Consider the following 15922-nt stretch of genomic DNA (forward strand, 5'->3'; position numbering starts at 1 on the left):
TCTTTTATCCCGAATTCGGGATAAAAGAGAGAAATCCGGGGTAGGCAAGGCTCAACCCAGCCGCCCAAAGACTTTGCACCAGCACAAGAGCAGGCAAAGCATAGCGGACGCGCCCGGTGGCCTGGTTAAACGTGTGCCACAGCAATTTGGCACCCATCGCGGCCAACGCGGCCAGCGGCAGCGTCAGGGCCGCGAGATATGCGGTGTGCGGCAGTGCCATCACCCCCAAGACGGAGCCGACACTTACGAGCCAGGCCACGGAGAGCAGGATGCCGGACTTTAGCTGTTGAGCCGGACCGTGGAGTGTTGGTCCGTGACCGGTTGGGGACGCGCGCAGCTGGGTCAGTCCCACGACGATGCCGACCAAGGCCAACGGGTAGAGCCAGCCGATCTGGCTGGCGTCCGCGGGCAGGAGAAGCTTGATGGGGGTATGGGATACCAGCGCAGCAGCAGTGATGGCCGTCGTCCCCGAGGCGCCCGCCGCCGGGTCTGCTCCCAGTGCCCCGGGCAGGAGACCCGGGATGAACCTGTTGAATCCGTTGTAGCCGAAGACCATGGAGAAGATGTTGTTGTTCACGCTTCCATCAATGTAGGGCCGCTCGGTTGCCGGCACGAGGGCAATTGCGCTCATCCATGACAGGGAGACTGCAGCGGTCACGCCAGCGGCGAGGAGGAGGTCACGGATGCTCTTGCGCAGCGGGACCGTCCGCATGAGCAGGTACACGGCGGCCAGGGCAGGGAGGATGAGCCAGGCCTGCATCATTTTGGCTTGAAAGCCGATTCCGACCATGGCGCCGCATAGCAACAGGTATCTGGTCTTGTGCGTGTCCAGGCTGTGCTGGAAAGCCAGGACCGCCAACGTGGTGCACATGGTGAGCAGGGAGTCTTCCATGGGATGGGAATACATCGACACGAGCAGAGGCGTGGATGCCATGATCACGGCCCCAGCCAGAGCCGTGGCCCATCCTGCCCATTTGCGGATGAGCAGGTAACTGGAAAGGACGGTAACCAGTCCTTCGATGATCTGCGGCAACGCCAGGGATGCCGGGCTAAAACCGAAAATCCTGGCTGAGAGGGCCTGCGGGAGAAGGAACCCGGCGAGCTTGTCCAGCGTGATGGTCCCCTGCGGGTCGAAAGCACCGAAAAAGAACGCCTTCCAGCTCACTGACATGCTTTTGACCGCGGTGGCATAGTAGTCCGAGTACCCTCCGACGCCAATGTTCCAGGTGTACAGTACCGCCGTAAGGGCCAGCAAGAGTGTCAGCGCCCATGGCACCCACCGTGGCTGTGGCAAAGTCGTAATGGACGGCGCTGCCGGACGCTTTTGCGTCGGAAGGGCGGGAACGGTTGCCATTGATATCGCCACTGCTTCCTCCCGTCGCCGTTCTTGCCTCGGCCGCATCCTTGTCCGTGACGCGGTGGCATCAGGCAGGAAGTGCTTTTCCCTCACTGTGCCACGCGGTTGCTGAGGACAAACCCAGAGTGGTTGAGATAGCGCTGAGTGCAAGATCGGGCTGGCAGCTGGTCTGGTTCATCCGTGCTCGGGATTTGCGGGCGCACCGCGGATCTGCGCAAGTCCACCGGGCCGGCCGAGGCATGGTTCACAGGGCCGCGCCCTGAAGTGGGGGAGAACGACGGCACCCTTTGTGGACCGATGGGACAGTTGGTGCCGGGAAGCTGGTATCAACCCGGTCCGCCTGGCCAGCAGGCGCTTCGTGCGTTGGCGGCCATGTACATGCGCGCGGTCGTCACGATCGAAGCGGTGTCTCGGCGCGGTGTCTCCAGGGTTTCGCGGTGCCCGCGGCGTGTTTGAAGGGACCTTGGCTGCTCGACCCTGCGTTCAGCGTGTCACCCGTTCACACCGGAGGGACTGCTCCGAGGAGGGCGCCCTGGACCCCTGACGGAGGTAGCGGCGGCCTGTGGCTGGAGGTGCCCGGTCATGGGATCTGGTTGTCAGCGGCCAGGGGCAGCCGCAGTTCGAAGCGGCAGTCCCCTGTCGGGGCCTCGGTGGTGGTGATGACGCCGTGGTGGGCTGTCATGATGCTGGCGGCGATCGCCAGGCCGAGCCCGCTGCCGCCGCTTTCGCGCGAGCGGCTCTGATCAAGTCGCACGAAGCGCTCAAAGATCCTTCCCCGCTGCGCTTCAGGGACAAGGTCGCCGTCGTTGTCAATGACCACGCGGGCCCCGTCGTGGTCGGTGGTGAGTGTGATGGTGATGGTGGATCGGGCGTGACGGTTGGCGTTGTCCAGGACGTTGCGCAGGACCTGTCCGAGGCGGTGAGCATCCCCGCTGACCCTGGCGGGGGTGAGGGTGGCGCTGATGTGGTGGGGGCTCAGGGAGCGCAGGCGGCGGATTTCGGTGTCCAGCACGTCGTCGAGGTCGACGTCCTGGAACGTCGTGCGTGTGCCTCCGTCGTTGGCTTTGGCCAGGGTCAGCAGGTCATCGACGAGGTAGCGCATGCGTGCCGTTTCCCCGCTGAGCATGGCCTCCAGTTCGATCCAGGTGTCACCGCTCGGGTCTGCGGCAGCGATTTCCAGCCCGGCGCTGATGGTGGCCAGCGGGCTGCGCAGTTCGTGGCTGGCATCGGAGACGAACCGTCGCTGTTCGGCGTCGGAGGCTTGGAGCCGGTCGAGCATGGTGTTCATGGTCAGTGCCAGCTGGTGAATTTCGTCGTTGGTAGCGGGGACTTCCACCCGTTCGTTCAGGCGGCTGGCGTTGATGCCAGCGACTTGGCCGCGGATGCGTTCGACCTGGCGCAGGGACCTGCCCACCAGGATCCACACCGAGGAGCCCACCACTATGACCAGCAGGGGGGTTGCTCCCAGGAGGAACCAGGCTACCGTGGCGACCGTGTCGGACTGGGCCTGGACGGTGGAGGCCACGACCACAGTGTAAGTCCCCTGCACCGTGGACACTCCTTGGGCGACGATCAGGAACGCATCGCTGTCACCGATGCTTTGCAGGCTGGAAACATTCTGGCTCAGGGTTTGTCCCGGTCCCGGGCGCAGCTCTGAGAGCGCCTTGGCCTCAGTCGAGCGTTCCGAGGAGGCCACCACGGCCCCGCCCGGGCTGATGATCTGCACGTACTGGCCACTGTGCGCGGTGTTGGCCAGGGCCTGCCCGGCCTCGGCGACGTCCTGGCTCGTGATCATTGCCACCACATCGGAAGCCTTGGCGGATGCGGCCCTTTGGGTGGTCGAGATCAGCGAAGCCTGCAGGAGTACCAGGAGCAGCAGCCCTCCGATGAGCAGGGCGAGGGCGACCACGACGACGGCAGTCGCCGTCGCCCTTTTGCGCACGCCCCAGACACGCCGGCCCTCTCGTGGGGACGTGGGTGGCCTCAGGCGAAGTGGTGTCATGGTTCAACAATGCCCGCGCCGGCCGCCATTTGCACAATCACCGGGCACGCCTTCTCAGCGTCTCCTCAAGTTCGCTTGGCTTCCTCTCAGTGGCCCCCGGGCACAGTGGAGTTACGCCATCCACCCCGAATGGCAGCGGAAGCCACACAGGCCCGCGACGAAAGGAGAGAACGATGACTGACCACAAGGACACCACCTTCAAGGCCCGGATCTCGGGAATGGAGATGAGGAAGAAGGTACTCATGGGCGCGGTGGGCGTGATGGCACTGGCCGGGCTCGGCGTTGGTGCAGCCAGCGCCGCCACCCCTGGGCCGACACCTTCGTCCCACTCGGTCCAGCAGACCAAGGACGCTCCCACCCCCGGCGACACCCCGGATGTCCCCGGCGCCAAGGACAAACCCACTGCAGGGGACACAGCGGATGCCGCCGGCGCCACGGAAGCCACGGACCCGGGCGAGAAGGCCGGCGACACCGGACCCAACATCCAGCAGACCGGGAACCACACAGATCCCGGTGATCTGCCCGGATCCCCCTAACCCGGTCAGGCCACCGGCAAGCGAGACGGAAGGAGGCGCCACTGGATAATCACGCACAGCCCCTCACCCAGGGCTTGCTGAGACGAGACCGAATGGCCCGGCGGGACCCCCCAACCTGTCCGGGCCATTCCCGTTCATGCCGTACCCGGCGCCTCGTAGGCCGAGTTCCATCCTTTCTAACACCAGGACACGATTGACATGGGCATCATCTCCAACATCGATCTGCTTTCAGGCCCGTTTCCGGTGTTGTTGGCTGTTCTGGCCTGCTTATCAGGGGCCGCGCTGCTTCTGCGCCGAGGCCGGGGATGGATTCTTGGCGTGGTGGCTGCCGCCCTCTTGGCGGCCGTCCTGGCCTGGGCCGCCAACTGGTATGTGGTCAATGTTGCCGGGCTGAGCGCCTATGACCTTCCGCTGCAGGTGATCGCGTGGATAGGGACAGGTATCTTCGCCATCCTGCTTATGGTGCTGAACCTGGCCGTCGGACGATGGTGGCGCAGACTCCTGGCGCCCGTGGCCATGGCCGTGGTGGTGGTCGCCGTTGCCGCGCAGGTCAACGTGTACTTTGGCGCGTACCGCACCATCGGTGACCTCACCGGGGCCAGCACAGCAAACATCGCACCCCTGGCATTCTCCGGCGCCAACGGCCGTCATATCCTTGCCCCGGCTGCCCCGGTCAACAGTCCGGTCGTGAACCGTTGGGTGAAGCCAGCCGGGCTGCCCCTGACGGGGACAGTGAATTCGGTCCAGATCCCCGGCCGCGTGTCCGGTTTCACCGCACGAACCGGCTACGTCTACCTACCCCCGGCCTATCAAGCACACCAGAGGCCGTTGCTGCCGGTGCTGGTCCTCATCACGGGACAGCCCGGCTCCCCCGCCGACTGGCTGAAAGCCGGCGGACTGCAGGCGACCATAGACGCGTTCGCCGCAGCCCACCAGGGACTGGCACCGGTGGTCGTGATCCCTGATGTCAACGGCACCCACTCCGGGAACACCATGTGCATGGATTCGAAGATCGCCAAAGCCGACACTTACCTTGCCGTAGACGTTCCGGCGTGGATCAAGAACACCCTTTCTGTCGACCTGAATCCGCGGCACTGGGCCATTGGCGGCTTCTCCTTCGGCGGGACCTGCGCACTGCAAATGGCTGCCCTACACCCGGGCACCTATCCATCGGCCATTGATCTGAGTGGCGAAGCCGAACCAGCCATCTCCGCGAACCGGTCCGCCACCATTCAGGCCGCCTTCGGCGGCAACACGGCCGCGTTCAACGCCCTCACTCCCCTGGCCATGATGGCGAAGACCCACTACACAGACAGCTGGATCTACTTTGCCGCCGGCGCCCAAGACGGACGGTTCACCGGCTACCAGAACCTCGTCTCCGCAGCTGCCCGGACCGCCGGCATGACCGTCACCACCCACAGCGTGCCAGGTGCCGGGCACTCCTGGGCCGTGCCCCTAAACTCCCTGGGGCCCGCCCTGAACTGGCTGGCCCCCCGGCTCGGCCTGGCCCCCTGACCGCTTCTGTGCGCACCGCCGCGGGCATAGCCCGTCGGACATCCCGGCACGAGCTGCTGATGAGGGACCAGAACCCGCCGGGCACACAAAGGTCCGCGCACAATTGATCCGGTCACGAGTGTTTCAGGGACGCGGTTTGCCTCATGCCGGTCGGGAGTTCATGAGGGTTCCGTCCGGTTCCTGGCAGTCTCAGGCTCCTCTTATCCGTCGCCCCGTAGTGTGCGATGTCATGACTGATACAGCAATATCCACTACTGCACTGACCAAACGGTATGGTTCCCACCAGGCGTTGAACGAGTTGACCCTTTCCGTCCCGTCAGGGGAAATCTTTGGCTTGCTGGGCCACAACGGTGCCGGGAAAACCACGATCGTCAACCTCCTCACCACATTGATGGAGCCCTCCTCGGGGACTGCGGTGATCGGTGGCCACGACATTGCGACGGCGTCAAACCAGGTACGTCGCAGCATTGGCTACCTGCCCGAAAACGTCCAGTTCTACGACAATCTCACCTTGGCTGAAAACCTGCTTTTCTTTGCCCGCCTCTCCGGAGTCCGGGCCCCGGGAGCCCGGATTCGAGATGTCCTGGAATTCTTGGACTTTACCGGTCGGGAAAACCACCGGATGGGCACCTTTAGCAAGGGGATGCGCCAACGGGCAGGCATTGCCCAGGCCATTGTGCATAATCCCTCCGTGCTCTTCCTCGATGAGCCCACGTCAGGACTTGATCCCCAAGGTGTGGCAAGACTGCGCGAGATCATCATTGCCTTGAACACCGATCTGGGCATGACAATCTTCATGAACACCCACCTGCTGGCGGAAGTGACGAAAACCTGCACGAGCATTGGGATCCTCAGCTCGGGGACCCTGATCTACCAAGACTCCGTGGCGGCAACCCTAGATTCCTTCCCGGGCCAGGAGTCCCTGGAGGATATTTACCTCCACATTGAAGCAGGCCAACGCTCATGAACCGGTGGACCGCAATCATCATCCAGGAGCTCCTGTGTACGGCTCGTGAGCGGCTTCCCCAGCTGCTGCTGGCCGTCTTTGTGGGCATGATTGCCGCGTCGGCATTCATTGGTTCCTCGGCGCGGGCGAGTGTGGCAGGGGTTTACCGTGAAGTGGTGCGCCAGGGCCTGACCACGGCGCCCAACCCCTTTGATGCGCTCTCACCGCTGTACTACGCACGCAACACGGTCATCTACATTGTCCTCATCGGGGCGCTGCTGGCCATCGTCATCGGTGTCCGCTCCACGTTGCGGGACCGGCAGGCCCGGACCGCGGACCTGATCCTCTCCCGCGACGTGCGCCCCTCCCACTATCTGGGGGCGAAACTCACCGGGTTGGCGTTATTCATCCTGGCTCTGCTGGCTGTATCGGCAGTGATCAACATCGGATGCATCAGCATCGTGACCGGCCATGCCATGTCCTTCGATGACGGGGCACGGATTGCCAGCCTCTACGCCGTGGCGTGGCTGTTTATGCTCCCCTTCGTGGGCCTGGGCATGGCCTCCGGGATCTGCTCGTCCTCCTCCACCACAGCACTGCTCGTACCCATCGTGATTTGGAGCGTGATGATTTTCATCTTGCCGCTGCTGGGCACGGCAGCCCATCCGGTCTCCCTGCTCAACCCCGTGGCCGCACCGCCTGCCGCCCAATCCGGATTCTTCGCCGTCACCAGCAGCCTGGTCGCCCCGCTGTCGCTGGGCGAACAATTCAAGCACGTCAGCGCGTTGATCCTTTCCGACCCGCAGGCCACCGGCACCATGACCAGCGGCCTCCTGATCATCGCCGCCTTCGCCGCGGCCGGCTGCGCCGCCGCCACCATGACCGGCCGGGTACGGATGAGGAGTGAACTCCATGACTGAAACGCTGACCCTGGCTCACAAGGAGCTCACGGACCTGCGCCGCAACCGTTTCATGGTCGTGCTGTTCGCATTCCTGGCCGTCACTGTCGTCCTGTCCGTGGTTGTAGCCTCAGCGGACTTCCGCCTCAAGATCGCCGACTACCACCACTACCTCGATGCCCTGGCCGCGTCAGGCAATGCAGCCGCTGTCCCTGCCCCGCAACTGTTTCCCCTGCAAATGCTCCGGGGCGGAATTGAATACTTGGAAATCATCGGAAGCCTGTTCGCCGTCGTGCTCGGGTATTCAATGATCACCAAGGAAAAGGGACGGGGCACGCTGCAATTGATTTTCAGCCGCCCCCTGGGACGGTATGCCTTCGCGGGAGGAAAAATCCTCGCCCTGGTCCTTCTTTGGACAGCCACCGTGACGGGCCTGTTCATCGTCATCACCGCCACGTTGCTGCTCGTGGGCAACGCACCACTTCAAGGCGGGGACTACCTCCGTCTAGCCCTGGCCGCAGCGCACACCATCGCGTACCTCATCATCTGGTCACTGCTGGCTATGGCTCTGGCCTCGCTAACCCGCCGCACCGGAACCGGGCTGATCCTGGCGCTGGTCCTTTGGCTGATCGTGGTCCTGATCATCCCCCAAATCGGGGACACCATGGACCCGGACAACCAGATTCCCGGCGGTCTTTTCGCGTCCCTGCAAGTCGATGCATCCCATGAACAAGCTGTCATGGCCCACTTCACCGGCTACGAAACCACCCGGGACCTGATCGAACAAAGCTCAGTGACCAAACAATACGAACGTGCCACGTTCGCCTACCTGGGCATCAAAACCGAATACAACCAACAACCCCTGGGATTCATCTGGGCCGGAACATTCAACAACACCCTCTGGCTCCTGGCCGGACTAGCCCTCTCCGTCAGTGCAGCACTGCTGGCCGCCACCAAGAAAACCATCCTACGAAAGGCCCCCTGACATGAAAAACTTCCTCCGCCCCGCCTCCGTTGCGGCCGCAGCCCTGATCGCACTCGGCTCCTTGGCTGCCTGCGGCTCCAACACAAACCCCGCCCAACCAGCGGTGAGCAGCTCAGCGGTGACCGTCCTACCCGTCACCTCAAACCCCATGCCAACCACCGGCACCAAACCCGGCCTAACCATTACGAATGCCATCGCCGAAAACAACGTCAATCCGACGACGAAAGCCCCCGTGGCAGACCGGCTGCAGTTCGACCTCACAAATTCATCCACCGAACCGATGACAGGCCTGGCCGTCTACTACACGATGAAAGACACCACCAGCGGAAAGTCCGAGTCCTACTACCAAAAACTCACCGGTCTCACCCTCGCCCCGGGGCAGAAGGAAACCATCTACTTCGACAACGGCGCCGGTCCCGGCCACTACCCGGACAACAAATACAGCCTCTACCGAAGCTCGACAAACAAAGTCACCATCACCATCCTCGCCCACGCCACCGGCTACGCCACCGCGTCGGGAACAGCCACGAAATCCGTGGGAACAGGGGAAGTCGTTGGGGGCTAAAGCAACTACCGCGGCCGCCACGTACACCCAGGGGCTGCACAGCTTCCACCATGGTGATTCCATTAGACGCCGGCAGACTTGGGTTCACAATGGAACCAGTGAATGGCGAAGCCAGACTAAACCCGCGATTCACGCGGACAGCCCAGAGCAGTGGCAGGGGAAAGGATTGCCATGAACGAGCATGAAAGGGGGATGCCCCGGCGCCGGATGTTGACCCTGGGGGTTGGAGCCCTCGGTGCGGCAGCCCTGACTGGATGCACCAATACCCCAAAAGTCGTTGCCACCAGCGCCGTGCATCCACCAGCGCCGTCAATGCCAACGCGGCCCAAGCCTTCACCCGCGGCGGCAGGATTGCCCGGCATGCCGCCGGTCACCGATCCGCACAACGTATACGCACTGGCCGGCGCCAACATGCTCACCGAAGCCGTCAAAGCGGACCGGCCGCTGGTCTACGTTCCCCACAACATCTCCGGCGACGTCTGGGTCATCGATCCGTCGACTTTCGCCGTGGTGGCAAAATATCCGGTCGGCAAGGAGCCCCAACATGTGGTCCCCTCCTACGACATGCGCACGCTCTACGCCACCGCTGACATCAGCAACCAGCTGTTGCCGTTCGACCCGCGCACGGGCCTGCCGGGAAAGCCGATCCCGGCAATCGCCCCTTACAACCTGTACTTCACTCCTGACGGGCGCTTCGCCATCGTTGTGGCCGAAGTCAGGGCGGAACTTGTCTGGTACGACCCCCACACCTGGCGCCAGCAGGGGATCACGAAAGTCCCCGGATGTGCCGGAATCGACCATGCCGACTTTTCCCTGGACGGCCGCACTGCCGTGTTCACGGCGGAATTTTCAGGCCGCGTGGCCGTGGTCGACGTCGTCTCGCACCGGGTGCTGCGTACCATCGACATGCCACACAGGAACACCCACATGGGGCCCCAAGACATCAAGATCGCCCCGGACGGCTCTTGTTACTTTATCGCCGACTCCGACGAGGGCGGACTGTGGGTCCTTGACGGGGCTGCCACCCGGGTGGAACGGTTCATTCGCACCGGGAAGGGCGCACACGGGCTGTACTTCTCCCGTGATGCCAAGCTTTTATACGTGACGAACCGGTTGGAAGGAAGCATCAGCGTGCTCGATGCGTACACCGGAGCCGCCGTCACAAAATGGCATATACCCGGTGGGGGCAGTCCGGACATGGGCAATGTGAACGCTGACGGATCGCAATTATGGCTCTCCGGCCGCTACGACAGCGTCGTGTATGTTCTCTCCACCAAGGACGGTGCGTTGATCCGCAAGATCCCGGTAGGCCGCCAACCGCACGGCCTGTGCATCTGGCCCCAACCGGGTCGTTACAGCCTGGGGCACACAGGAATAACACGGTAAGGAAACCACCATCCATGTCAAATGAAATATGCCTTTCGTGTTCCACGGGATCTACCTTGCCACGGCACCGTCTGGCCGCTTTGATCCTGGCCGTATCCGTGGCGCTCACGGCGTGCAGCCCACCAAATGCCCCCACCCACCCGGCAGCGGCCTCCCCAGCCATTCCCAGCCGCACTGCGGTGGCTGCCGCGGGGCAGACGCCCACCCCAGCGGCCGCACCCACCCATTTCACTGCCACAGAGCTTCCGTGGCGGCTGCCAAACCCCCTATCGCGTGCCGTCGCACTGCCTGAGGGCACGACCCTTCTGCTCATGGGTGGGCTCACCCCCTCGGGGACCTCCTCCGCGGACATCCTGCGCATCAACCCTTCCACCGGTAAATCCACTCGCATCGCAACACTGTCCCAACCGGTCCACGACGCCGGTGGCGCCCGACTGGGATCCCGCTACGTCGTCTTTGGCGGCGGCGCTGAGACAGTCCTTGGCGCAGTGCAGGCCTATACCCCCGGCCAGGCATCGTCAACGATCATTGGGCGCCTGCCCCGGCTGCGCGCAGACCTAACCGTGGCAGGCAACGGAACCGGCACCGCCTACGTGGTCGGGGGCTTTGATGGTGCGAAACCGGATTCGTCGGTGCTGGCCACCACTGACGGAACCGCCTTCAAAACCATCGCCACACTACCCGTACCAGTCCGTTACGGCGCGGCCGCTGCCATGGGCAACTATCTATGGGTCATCGGCGGAGACCGAGGGACAGCCCCGACGACCGCCATTCAGCGGATAAGCCTCGCGACCGGCGCCGCGACCGTCACCGCAAACCTCCCGGCAGCCCTGGACCATGCCGTGGCGGTGGTGATCAAGGGCACCATGCTGGTCCTCGGAGGCATCATCAACGGCCACCCAAGTTCGATCATCTGGCGGCTGGATCCGACAACCGGAACGGTCGTTAAGGCAGGGACACTGCCACAGGCCGTGTCAATGCCCGCTGCCGCTGTCGTCTCCGGTGCGGCCTACCTGCTTGGCGGAGAAAGTGCGACGACCCTGGGCACGGTCATCCGGATCCAGCCCACCAACTAGACCCGGCCCGAGATTGGCCCTACTGGACAAATTCAAGTCCAGGGGCAACAGCAGCATCTGGAACCGCCCCGGCGGTCCTCCCAGCGGTGTACGACCGCGCTGGCTCGTAGTGATGGTCCGGTGCCGTTCTTAGCAAGTACTCAAGACCTCCACGCAGGAGCAACCCAGTCCGAGTGCCAGCGGCTTGGGTGGCCCGCCTCTCCCGCCGGCCCGAGCTGCCACAAATTTACCTAGAGGCTGAGCAAAACTCGACTGAACCGTCAGCAAAGGCTCAACCAGGGCACCGCTGTGGCGGTAGCCCAAGCTCCTCAGGGTCCTCTCAGCACGCCTGTGAAATGCTCGGGGCAAGCCCGGAGAGGACGGTGGGACCGTGATCAATACGATGATCGGGGCAATCTTGCAGGTTAGTCCTGTGGTGGCCTACTTGCTCATCACCGCCTTGGTCTTTGCCGAGGACGCATTGTTCATCGGGTTCATCCTTCCCGGAGAAACGGCAGCGATCCTCGGCGGCGTCCTGGCGAGCCAGCAGCGACTGGACCTGTGGCTGATCACGGTCCTGGTAGTTCTGGCAGCCATTCTCGGTGACACTGTCGGCTACGAGGTCGGGCGGCACTTCGGACCACGGATATTACAGCTTCGATTGCTGCGGAAGCGACAGCAGAAATTGGAAAATGCGCGTGAACTACTGGCACGCCGCGGCGGCATGGCAGTCTTTCTTGGCCGTTTCACCGCCTTTTTCCGGGCCGTTATGCCGGCCCTGGCCGGATTATCCCGGATGCCCTATCGGCGCTTTCTGCTCTTCAACGCCGCAGGAGGTGCCATCTGGGGGACCGCCGTGGTCCTGCTCGGATACTTCGCAGGCAACGCCTACCTCAGCCTTGCAAAAAGCTTCGGCCACATCACAACCTTCACGATCCTCGGCATCGTCATCGCCGGAGCCATCACCTGGCACATCCAAAAACAACGCAGACACCGCAAGGACCAACACCACCCCGCCGCTGCCAAGGACCCGGCAAAGGAATCCATACAACTCGATTCGCGCCCATGACACCAAGCCGCAACCCAGTACCGCGGCTACCTCACTTTGGCGCGAGGACGACGACGCAGAAACTGCCCTCGGCATCCCGATCCGTGAGCGTTCGTGCGAGCCGAATGATCCCGTCTTTTGACGTCTAGCTAGGATGTGCCTTATGGACGCGGCGGATAGCGGCAAGGTCTCATGGGTGCTTGGAATTTCAGGCGGGCCCTCCCAGGTTCCCCGTGGATTCCATCCCTTGGCTGACGAGTGGCGCAACGTCGCCGACCGCGAGGCCGCCGTCGGCATCGTTCCCGGTCAGCCCATCTTGATTTCCCCTGGACTCGTGGACTACAGGCTGGGCGACTACTTCCGGGACGCCTACCCCTCCGACCGCCCATCAACGGCGTTGACTTACGCCAAGGAGCTGAGAACGTGGTTCACCTTCCTTGGTACCCAGGATGTTGAATGGTTTGAAGCACAGCGTTCGCACGTTCGCACCTTCCAAATTTGGCGCGTCTACGACAGCCGCAACCCAAAACTAGTCGGCCCGGCAACGTGGAACAAAGGTTGGGCTGCCCTGCGGCACTTCTATGAGTGGGCAACGAAGGAGGGCTGGATAGAGCACAATCCGGCAGGAAATACTGACCGGCTCCTGGACCCTGGCACCGTGGGAGGGCATCGCGAGAAGAACGCACGGACTTCCCGGGACCGATGGATTACTCCTGGGGAGTATGCGATGTGGCGGGACGTGGGTCTGCGAGGCTATGACGCCTTGCGAGATCCGAAGGGGCGGATTGTGGCTGGTCTGCAAAATGTGGCAGCAAGGTCACGCAACACGGCACGAAATGTTGCCTTTGCTGACTACCTCGTGACGACCGGGCTCAGGCTGGATGAAGCTGGGAAATTGCTCGCATTTGAGCCCGGGACCAGCATTGAGGAAGAAGTTCCGATTGTCGGCAAGGGCCGCGTGCGACGGCACTACAGGGTGATGAATGACCTTGGCCTGACCAGCCTGCACCAATACAAGGTCGGGGAACGCACCGATGCAATCCGGCGTGCACAAGCCGAGGGTCGTTACGACGAAGTAAAGGGCCGGCTCGAGGTCGTTGAGGTACTCCAGAGCCGTTCCGGTCAGCGTGTCAGGTTGACTGATGGCCGTGTCTTGTCCGTGGAAACGATGACGGCGCGGGCCCGGGCGAGCCTGTATCTGGTCAAGGACCAGCAACTTGAGCCGGCCTGGTTGTGGCTGAAGGAGGACGGAAGTCCACTGCAAGCAGCCTCGTGGGACAAAGTGTTTGATACGGCCAACGACCGGGTGACGGCGGCGCGCACTCTGCTGGGAGCTGTTTCACCCACGGTGAAGGTGACCCCGCATTCTTTGAGGTTCACCTTTGCCCTTTTTGTGCTTCTGGCAGGCATCCGGGCCATTGATGAACATCTTGGATTCGACGACGCATCACCCTTCACGGTCATGAACTACGCCCAGGCCTTCGATGAGGTTCGGGACCTACTCGGGCACTCCTCCGTTGAGACCACCAAACGGGTCTATCTGGAACCAGTTAAGGGGTTGCGGCGATCAAGCTTGCTTCGGGGCGCCACCATTGAACAGATGTGGGACCACGTGTCGGCCACGAATCCGCTGATCGGTTTCCACACCTCATGAGCGGACAACGGGCAGCGCAGCCTCCGACAGGGCTGCAGGCCTCGGGCCCTTCCGGCGATGCAGGCCCTGGCCTGGCTGTCACGCTGCACCTTGAGGACGCCCCGAACTATGGTGTGGATCTGTCAAGAATGGCCGGTGCGGAGACCCTGCGCCGGGATTTCGCCCAAGCGGTTCTTGCCTGGAGTGCCAGCGAAAGGGGCGGGCGGAGAACATTCAGTGTCTTGGCGATCAAGCGGGCACTGTCGTACTTCCTCAAGTACGTGGAGGAGCCCAGCGCCGATCGGTCGGTTTCCCGGGTGGAATTCATCGCCGAGATCACGCCCTTCCATTTGCGCGGTTACCACGCCGAAATGCTCCGGCTAAGATCCCGCACCACTGTGGACGATTACTTCAACAGGGTGCGCACGCTGTTGCGCTTTGCAGGGACTACGTCCGATGCGACCCGGAGGGAGATCAACAAGAGGCAGGGGTGGTCGAAGCCGGAAACACAGATTGAAAGGTATTCCAAGCGTGACTTTGTGAGGATCCGCGATGCGGCCCGAAAAGTGATCGAAGACGCGCATGCCCGGATTCATGCAGCGCATCTGGAAGCGCTTGAACATGGTGCAGGCAATGCGCCAGACACTGCGAAGGGCCTTGCCCTGCACGAGTTGATGACCCTGGGGATGCCCCAAAGCAAGGCCGGATTTAGGTCGTTGGCCGCCTTGGGCCCGCATGACTACCGTCAACGATTCGTGGCCCGTCGACATCTTTTCCTGGACGGTGATGAGGTCCTGGCCGCCGCGGTCCTGATGGCCTGCCATCGGGGGTTGAACCTCTCTCCCATCGTGATGTCGGGAATGCCCGTCGAGATTGATGCCGACACGGTACAGCTTGATCTCGACAAACCGCGCCGGGGACCCGGGCTACGGTTTTGGCCCGAGATCCTCACGGACAATACTGATCGAAACGACCAGGCAGCCAGGGACGTGCGCATGATCGCCGAAGCGACCGAGCCGGCACGCACGTGGCTGGCCCACAATAACCAGCCCTCCCAGCGGCTGCTCATCCGGTGGCCTTTCACCGCGAACAAGCCCCACTTCGGTGTCCCCTCAGCAACACATCAACAGGGTGCGGGAACCCGAGACGGCAACGGCGCATCATGGATTCCGGAAGGGATACGCATTGATTTCCAACGCCTGCGCCGCAGCGTCCCCCATCAAGGCGTTGCCAAGGAGCCCACCGATCACAATCCGTCCACCTACCTCCACTACGTCCGTACGGACGCCCTCGCCCTGGCAGAACAACAGCTCGAAGCCGCCGCCGGCATCCAGACAGCCATGGACCGGGCACGCCTTGAAGTGCAGAATCGGATGCGTGAAGGGCAGGACTCCGGCGAGTCGAAGGACGCGCTCATTGCCAATTGCCGAGACCCGGAAACTAAACCGACGACAGGACTGCCCTGCACGACGGGGTACTTCTCCTTTCTCGATTGCCTTGACTGCGAGAACGCGGCCACAGTCTCGCGCCTGCTGCCGCGCCAACTGGCAGCCTTGGATGTGTTGGAAGACCTCAGGGATGCCCTGGGCGATGCCTGGGAGAGGAAGTTTGCTCGTCGCTACTACATGCTCAAGTCGATAGTCGAACGCCACTCCCCGGCGGAACGGCTGGCAGCGGCTGATCAGGTCAAAGCTCACCGGCCCTCAATTATTGCCGCCTTGCGGCAGGAAGGACCACGATGACCCAGTCCCATGGCCAGGCGGAAAGTCTGGCTGATGCCGCACTCCACGACGCCCCCCTGCTCGATTATCCTTCCGACGCCACTGCCAGCATTGCCTCGCATCGCATCCGCCAAGACGCGGTGATTGCACCGTTCGGTGCGGATGTGTGGCCGATGAATGCGCTGGCCGACGATCCCTCACGTCCCTTGCCTCGGCTCAGATTTGATGGCTGGCCGGTGGCGTTCCGTGACTCGGCGAAACACGTCGCCTACGT

Annotated in this window: 14 protein-coding genes; 12 read left to right on the forward strand and 2 right to left on the reverse strand. The window is 62.9% G+C overall.

Annotation, left to right across the window (positions count from 1 at the left end; genetic code table 11):
• Positions 1–4 precede the first annotated feature (4 nt).
• Entirely contained in the window at positions 5–1294 is a 1290-nt protein-coding gene (locus G6N77_RS18760) for an ArnT family glycosyltransferase (RefSeq protein WP_165183694.1), read from the reverse strand.
• A 643-nt stretch (positions 1295–1937) separates the two neighbouring features.
• Positions 1938–3359, reverse strand: a complete 1422-nt coding sequence (locus G6N77_RS18765; protein ID WP_165183695.1) for a sensor histidine kinase — start codon at positions 3357–3359, stop codon at positions 1938–1940.
• A 173-nt stretch (positions 3360–3532) separates the two neighbouring features.
• Here G6N77_RS18765 and G6N77_RS18770 point away from each other — a divergent pair, with 173 nt between their 5' ends.
• The 12 genes from G6N77_RS18770 to G6N77_RS18825 form a co-directional block, all read left to right on the forward strand.
• Complete coding sequence (locus tag G6N77_RS18770; RefSeq protein ID WP_240902428.1) at positions 3533–3895, forward strand: hypothetical protein; 363 nt, start codon at positions 3533–3535, stop codon at positions 3893–3895.
• A gap of 198 nt (positions 3896–4093) precedes the next feature.
• The gene (locus G6N77_RS18775) at positions 4094–5410 is read left to right on the forward strand and encodes an alpha/beta hydrolase (RefSeq protein ID WP_165183696.1); all 1317 of its coding nucleotides are present in this window, start codon (positions 4094–4096) and stop codon (positions 5408–5410) included.
• A 229-nt stretch (positions 5411–5639) separates the two neighbouring features.
• The gene (locus G6N77_RS18780) at positions 5640–6377 is read left to right on the forward strand and encodes an ABC transporter ATP-binding protein (protein WP_165183697.1); all 738 of its coding nucleotides are present in this window, start codon (positions 5640–5642) and stop codon (positions 6375–6377) included.
• Positions 6374–7276: an ABC transporter permease gene (locus G6N77_RS18785; protein ID WP_165183698.1), complete on the forward strand. Its 903-nt coding sequence runs from the start codon at positions 6374–6376 to the stop codon at positions 7274–7276. The genes G6N77_RS18780 and G6N77_RS18785 overlap by 4 nt, the downstream gene beginning before the upstream one ends.
• The gene (locus G6N77_RS18790; RefSeq protein ID WP_165183699.1) at positions 7269–8240 is read left to right on the forward strand and encodes an ABC transporter permease; all 972 of its coding nucleotides are present in this window, start codon (positions 7269–7271) and stop codon (positions 8238–8240) included. The genes G6N77_RS18785 and G6N77_RS18790 overlap by 8 nt, the downstream gene beginning before the upstream one ends.
• A gap of 1 nt (position 8241) precedes the next feature.
• Positions 8242–8805 (forward strand): hypothetical protein, encoded by a 564-nt coding sequence (locus tag G6N77_RS18795; protein ID WP_165183700.1) that lies wholly within the window; start codon positions 8242–8244, stop codon positions 8803–8805.
• Between the two features lie 360 nt (positions 8806–9165).
• Positions 9166–10191: a YncE family protein gene (locus G6N77_RS18800; protein WP_205678428.1), complete on the forward strand. Its 1026-nt coding sequence runs from the start codon at positions 9166–9168 to the stop codon at positions 10189–10191.
• Between the two features lie 311 nt (positions 10192–10502).
• On the forward strand, positions 10503–11267 hold the full coding sequence (locus G6N77_RS18805) for a Kelch repeat-containing protein (protein ID WP_165183701.1): 765 nt from the start codon (positions 10503–10505) through the stop codon (positions 11265–11267).
• A gap of 370 nt (positions 11268–11637) precedes the next feature.
• Complete coding sequence (locus G6N77_RS18810; RefSeq protein ID WP_306987183.1) at positions 11638–12315, forward strand: DedA family protein; 678 nt, start codon at positions 11638–11640, stop codon at positions 12313–12315.
• Between the two features lie 142 nt (positions 12316–12457).
• A complete protein-coding gene (locus G6N77_RS18815) occupies positions 12458–13948 on the forward strand; it encodes a site-specific integrase (protein ID WP_165183702.1) in 1491 nt (496 codons plus the stop codon).
• On the forward strand, positions 13945–15669 hold the full coding sequence (locus G6N77_RS18820) for a hypothetical protein (RefSeq protein ID WP_165183703.1): 1725 nt from the start codon (positions 13945–13947) through the stop codon (positions 15667–15669). Before G6N77_RS18815 ends, G6N77_RS18820 begins: the two co-directional genes overlap by 4 nt.
• Positions 15666–15922, forward strand: a 257-nt coding sequence (locus tag G6N77_RS18825) for a hypothetical protein (RefSeq protein WP_205678429.1), incomplete at its 3' end; no start/stop codon positions are given. The genes G6N77_RS18820 and G6N77_RS18825, both read left to right, overlap by 4 nt.

It is taken from the genome of Arthrobacter silviterrae, from assembly GCF_011045165.1.
Classification (GTDB): domain Bacteria; phylum Actinomycetota; class Actinomycetes; order Actinomycetales; family Micrococcaceae; genus Specibacter; species Specibacter silviterrae.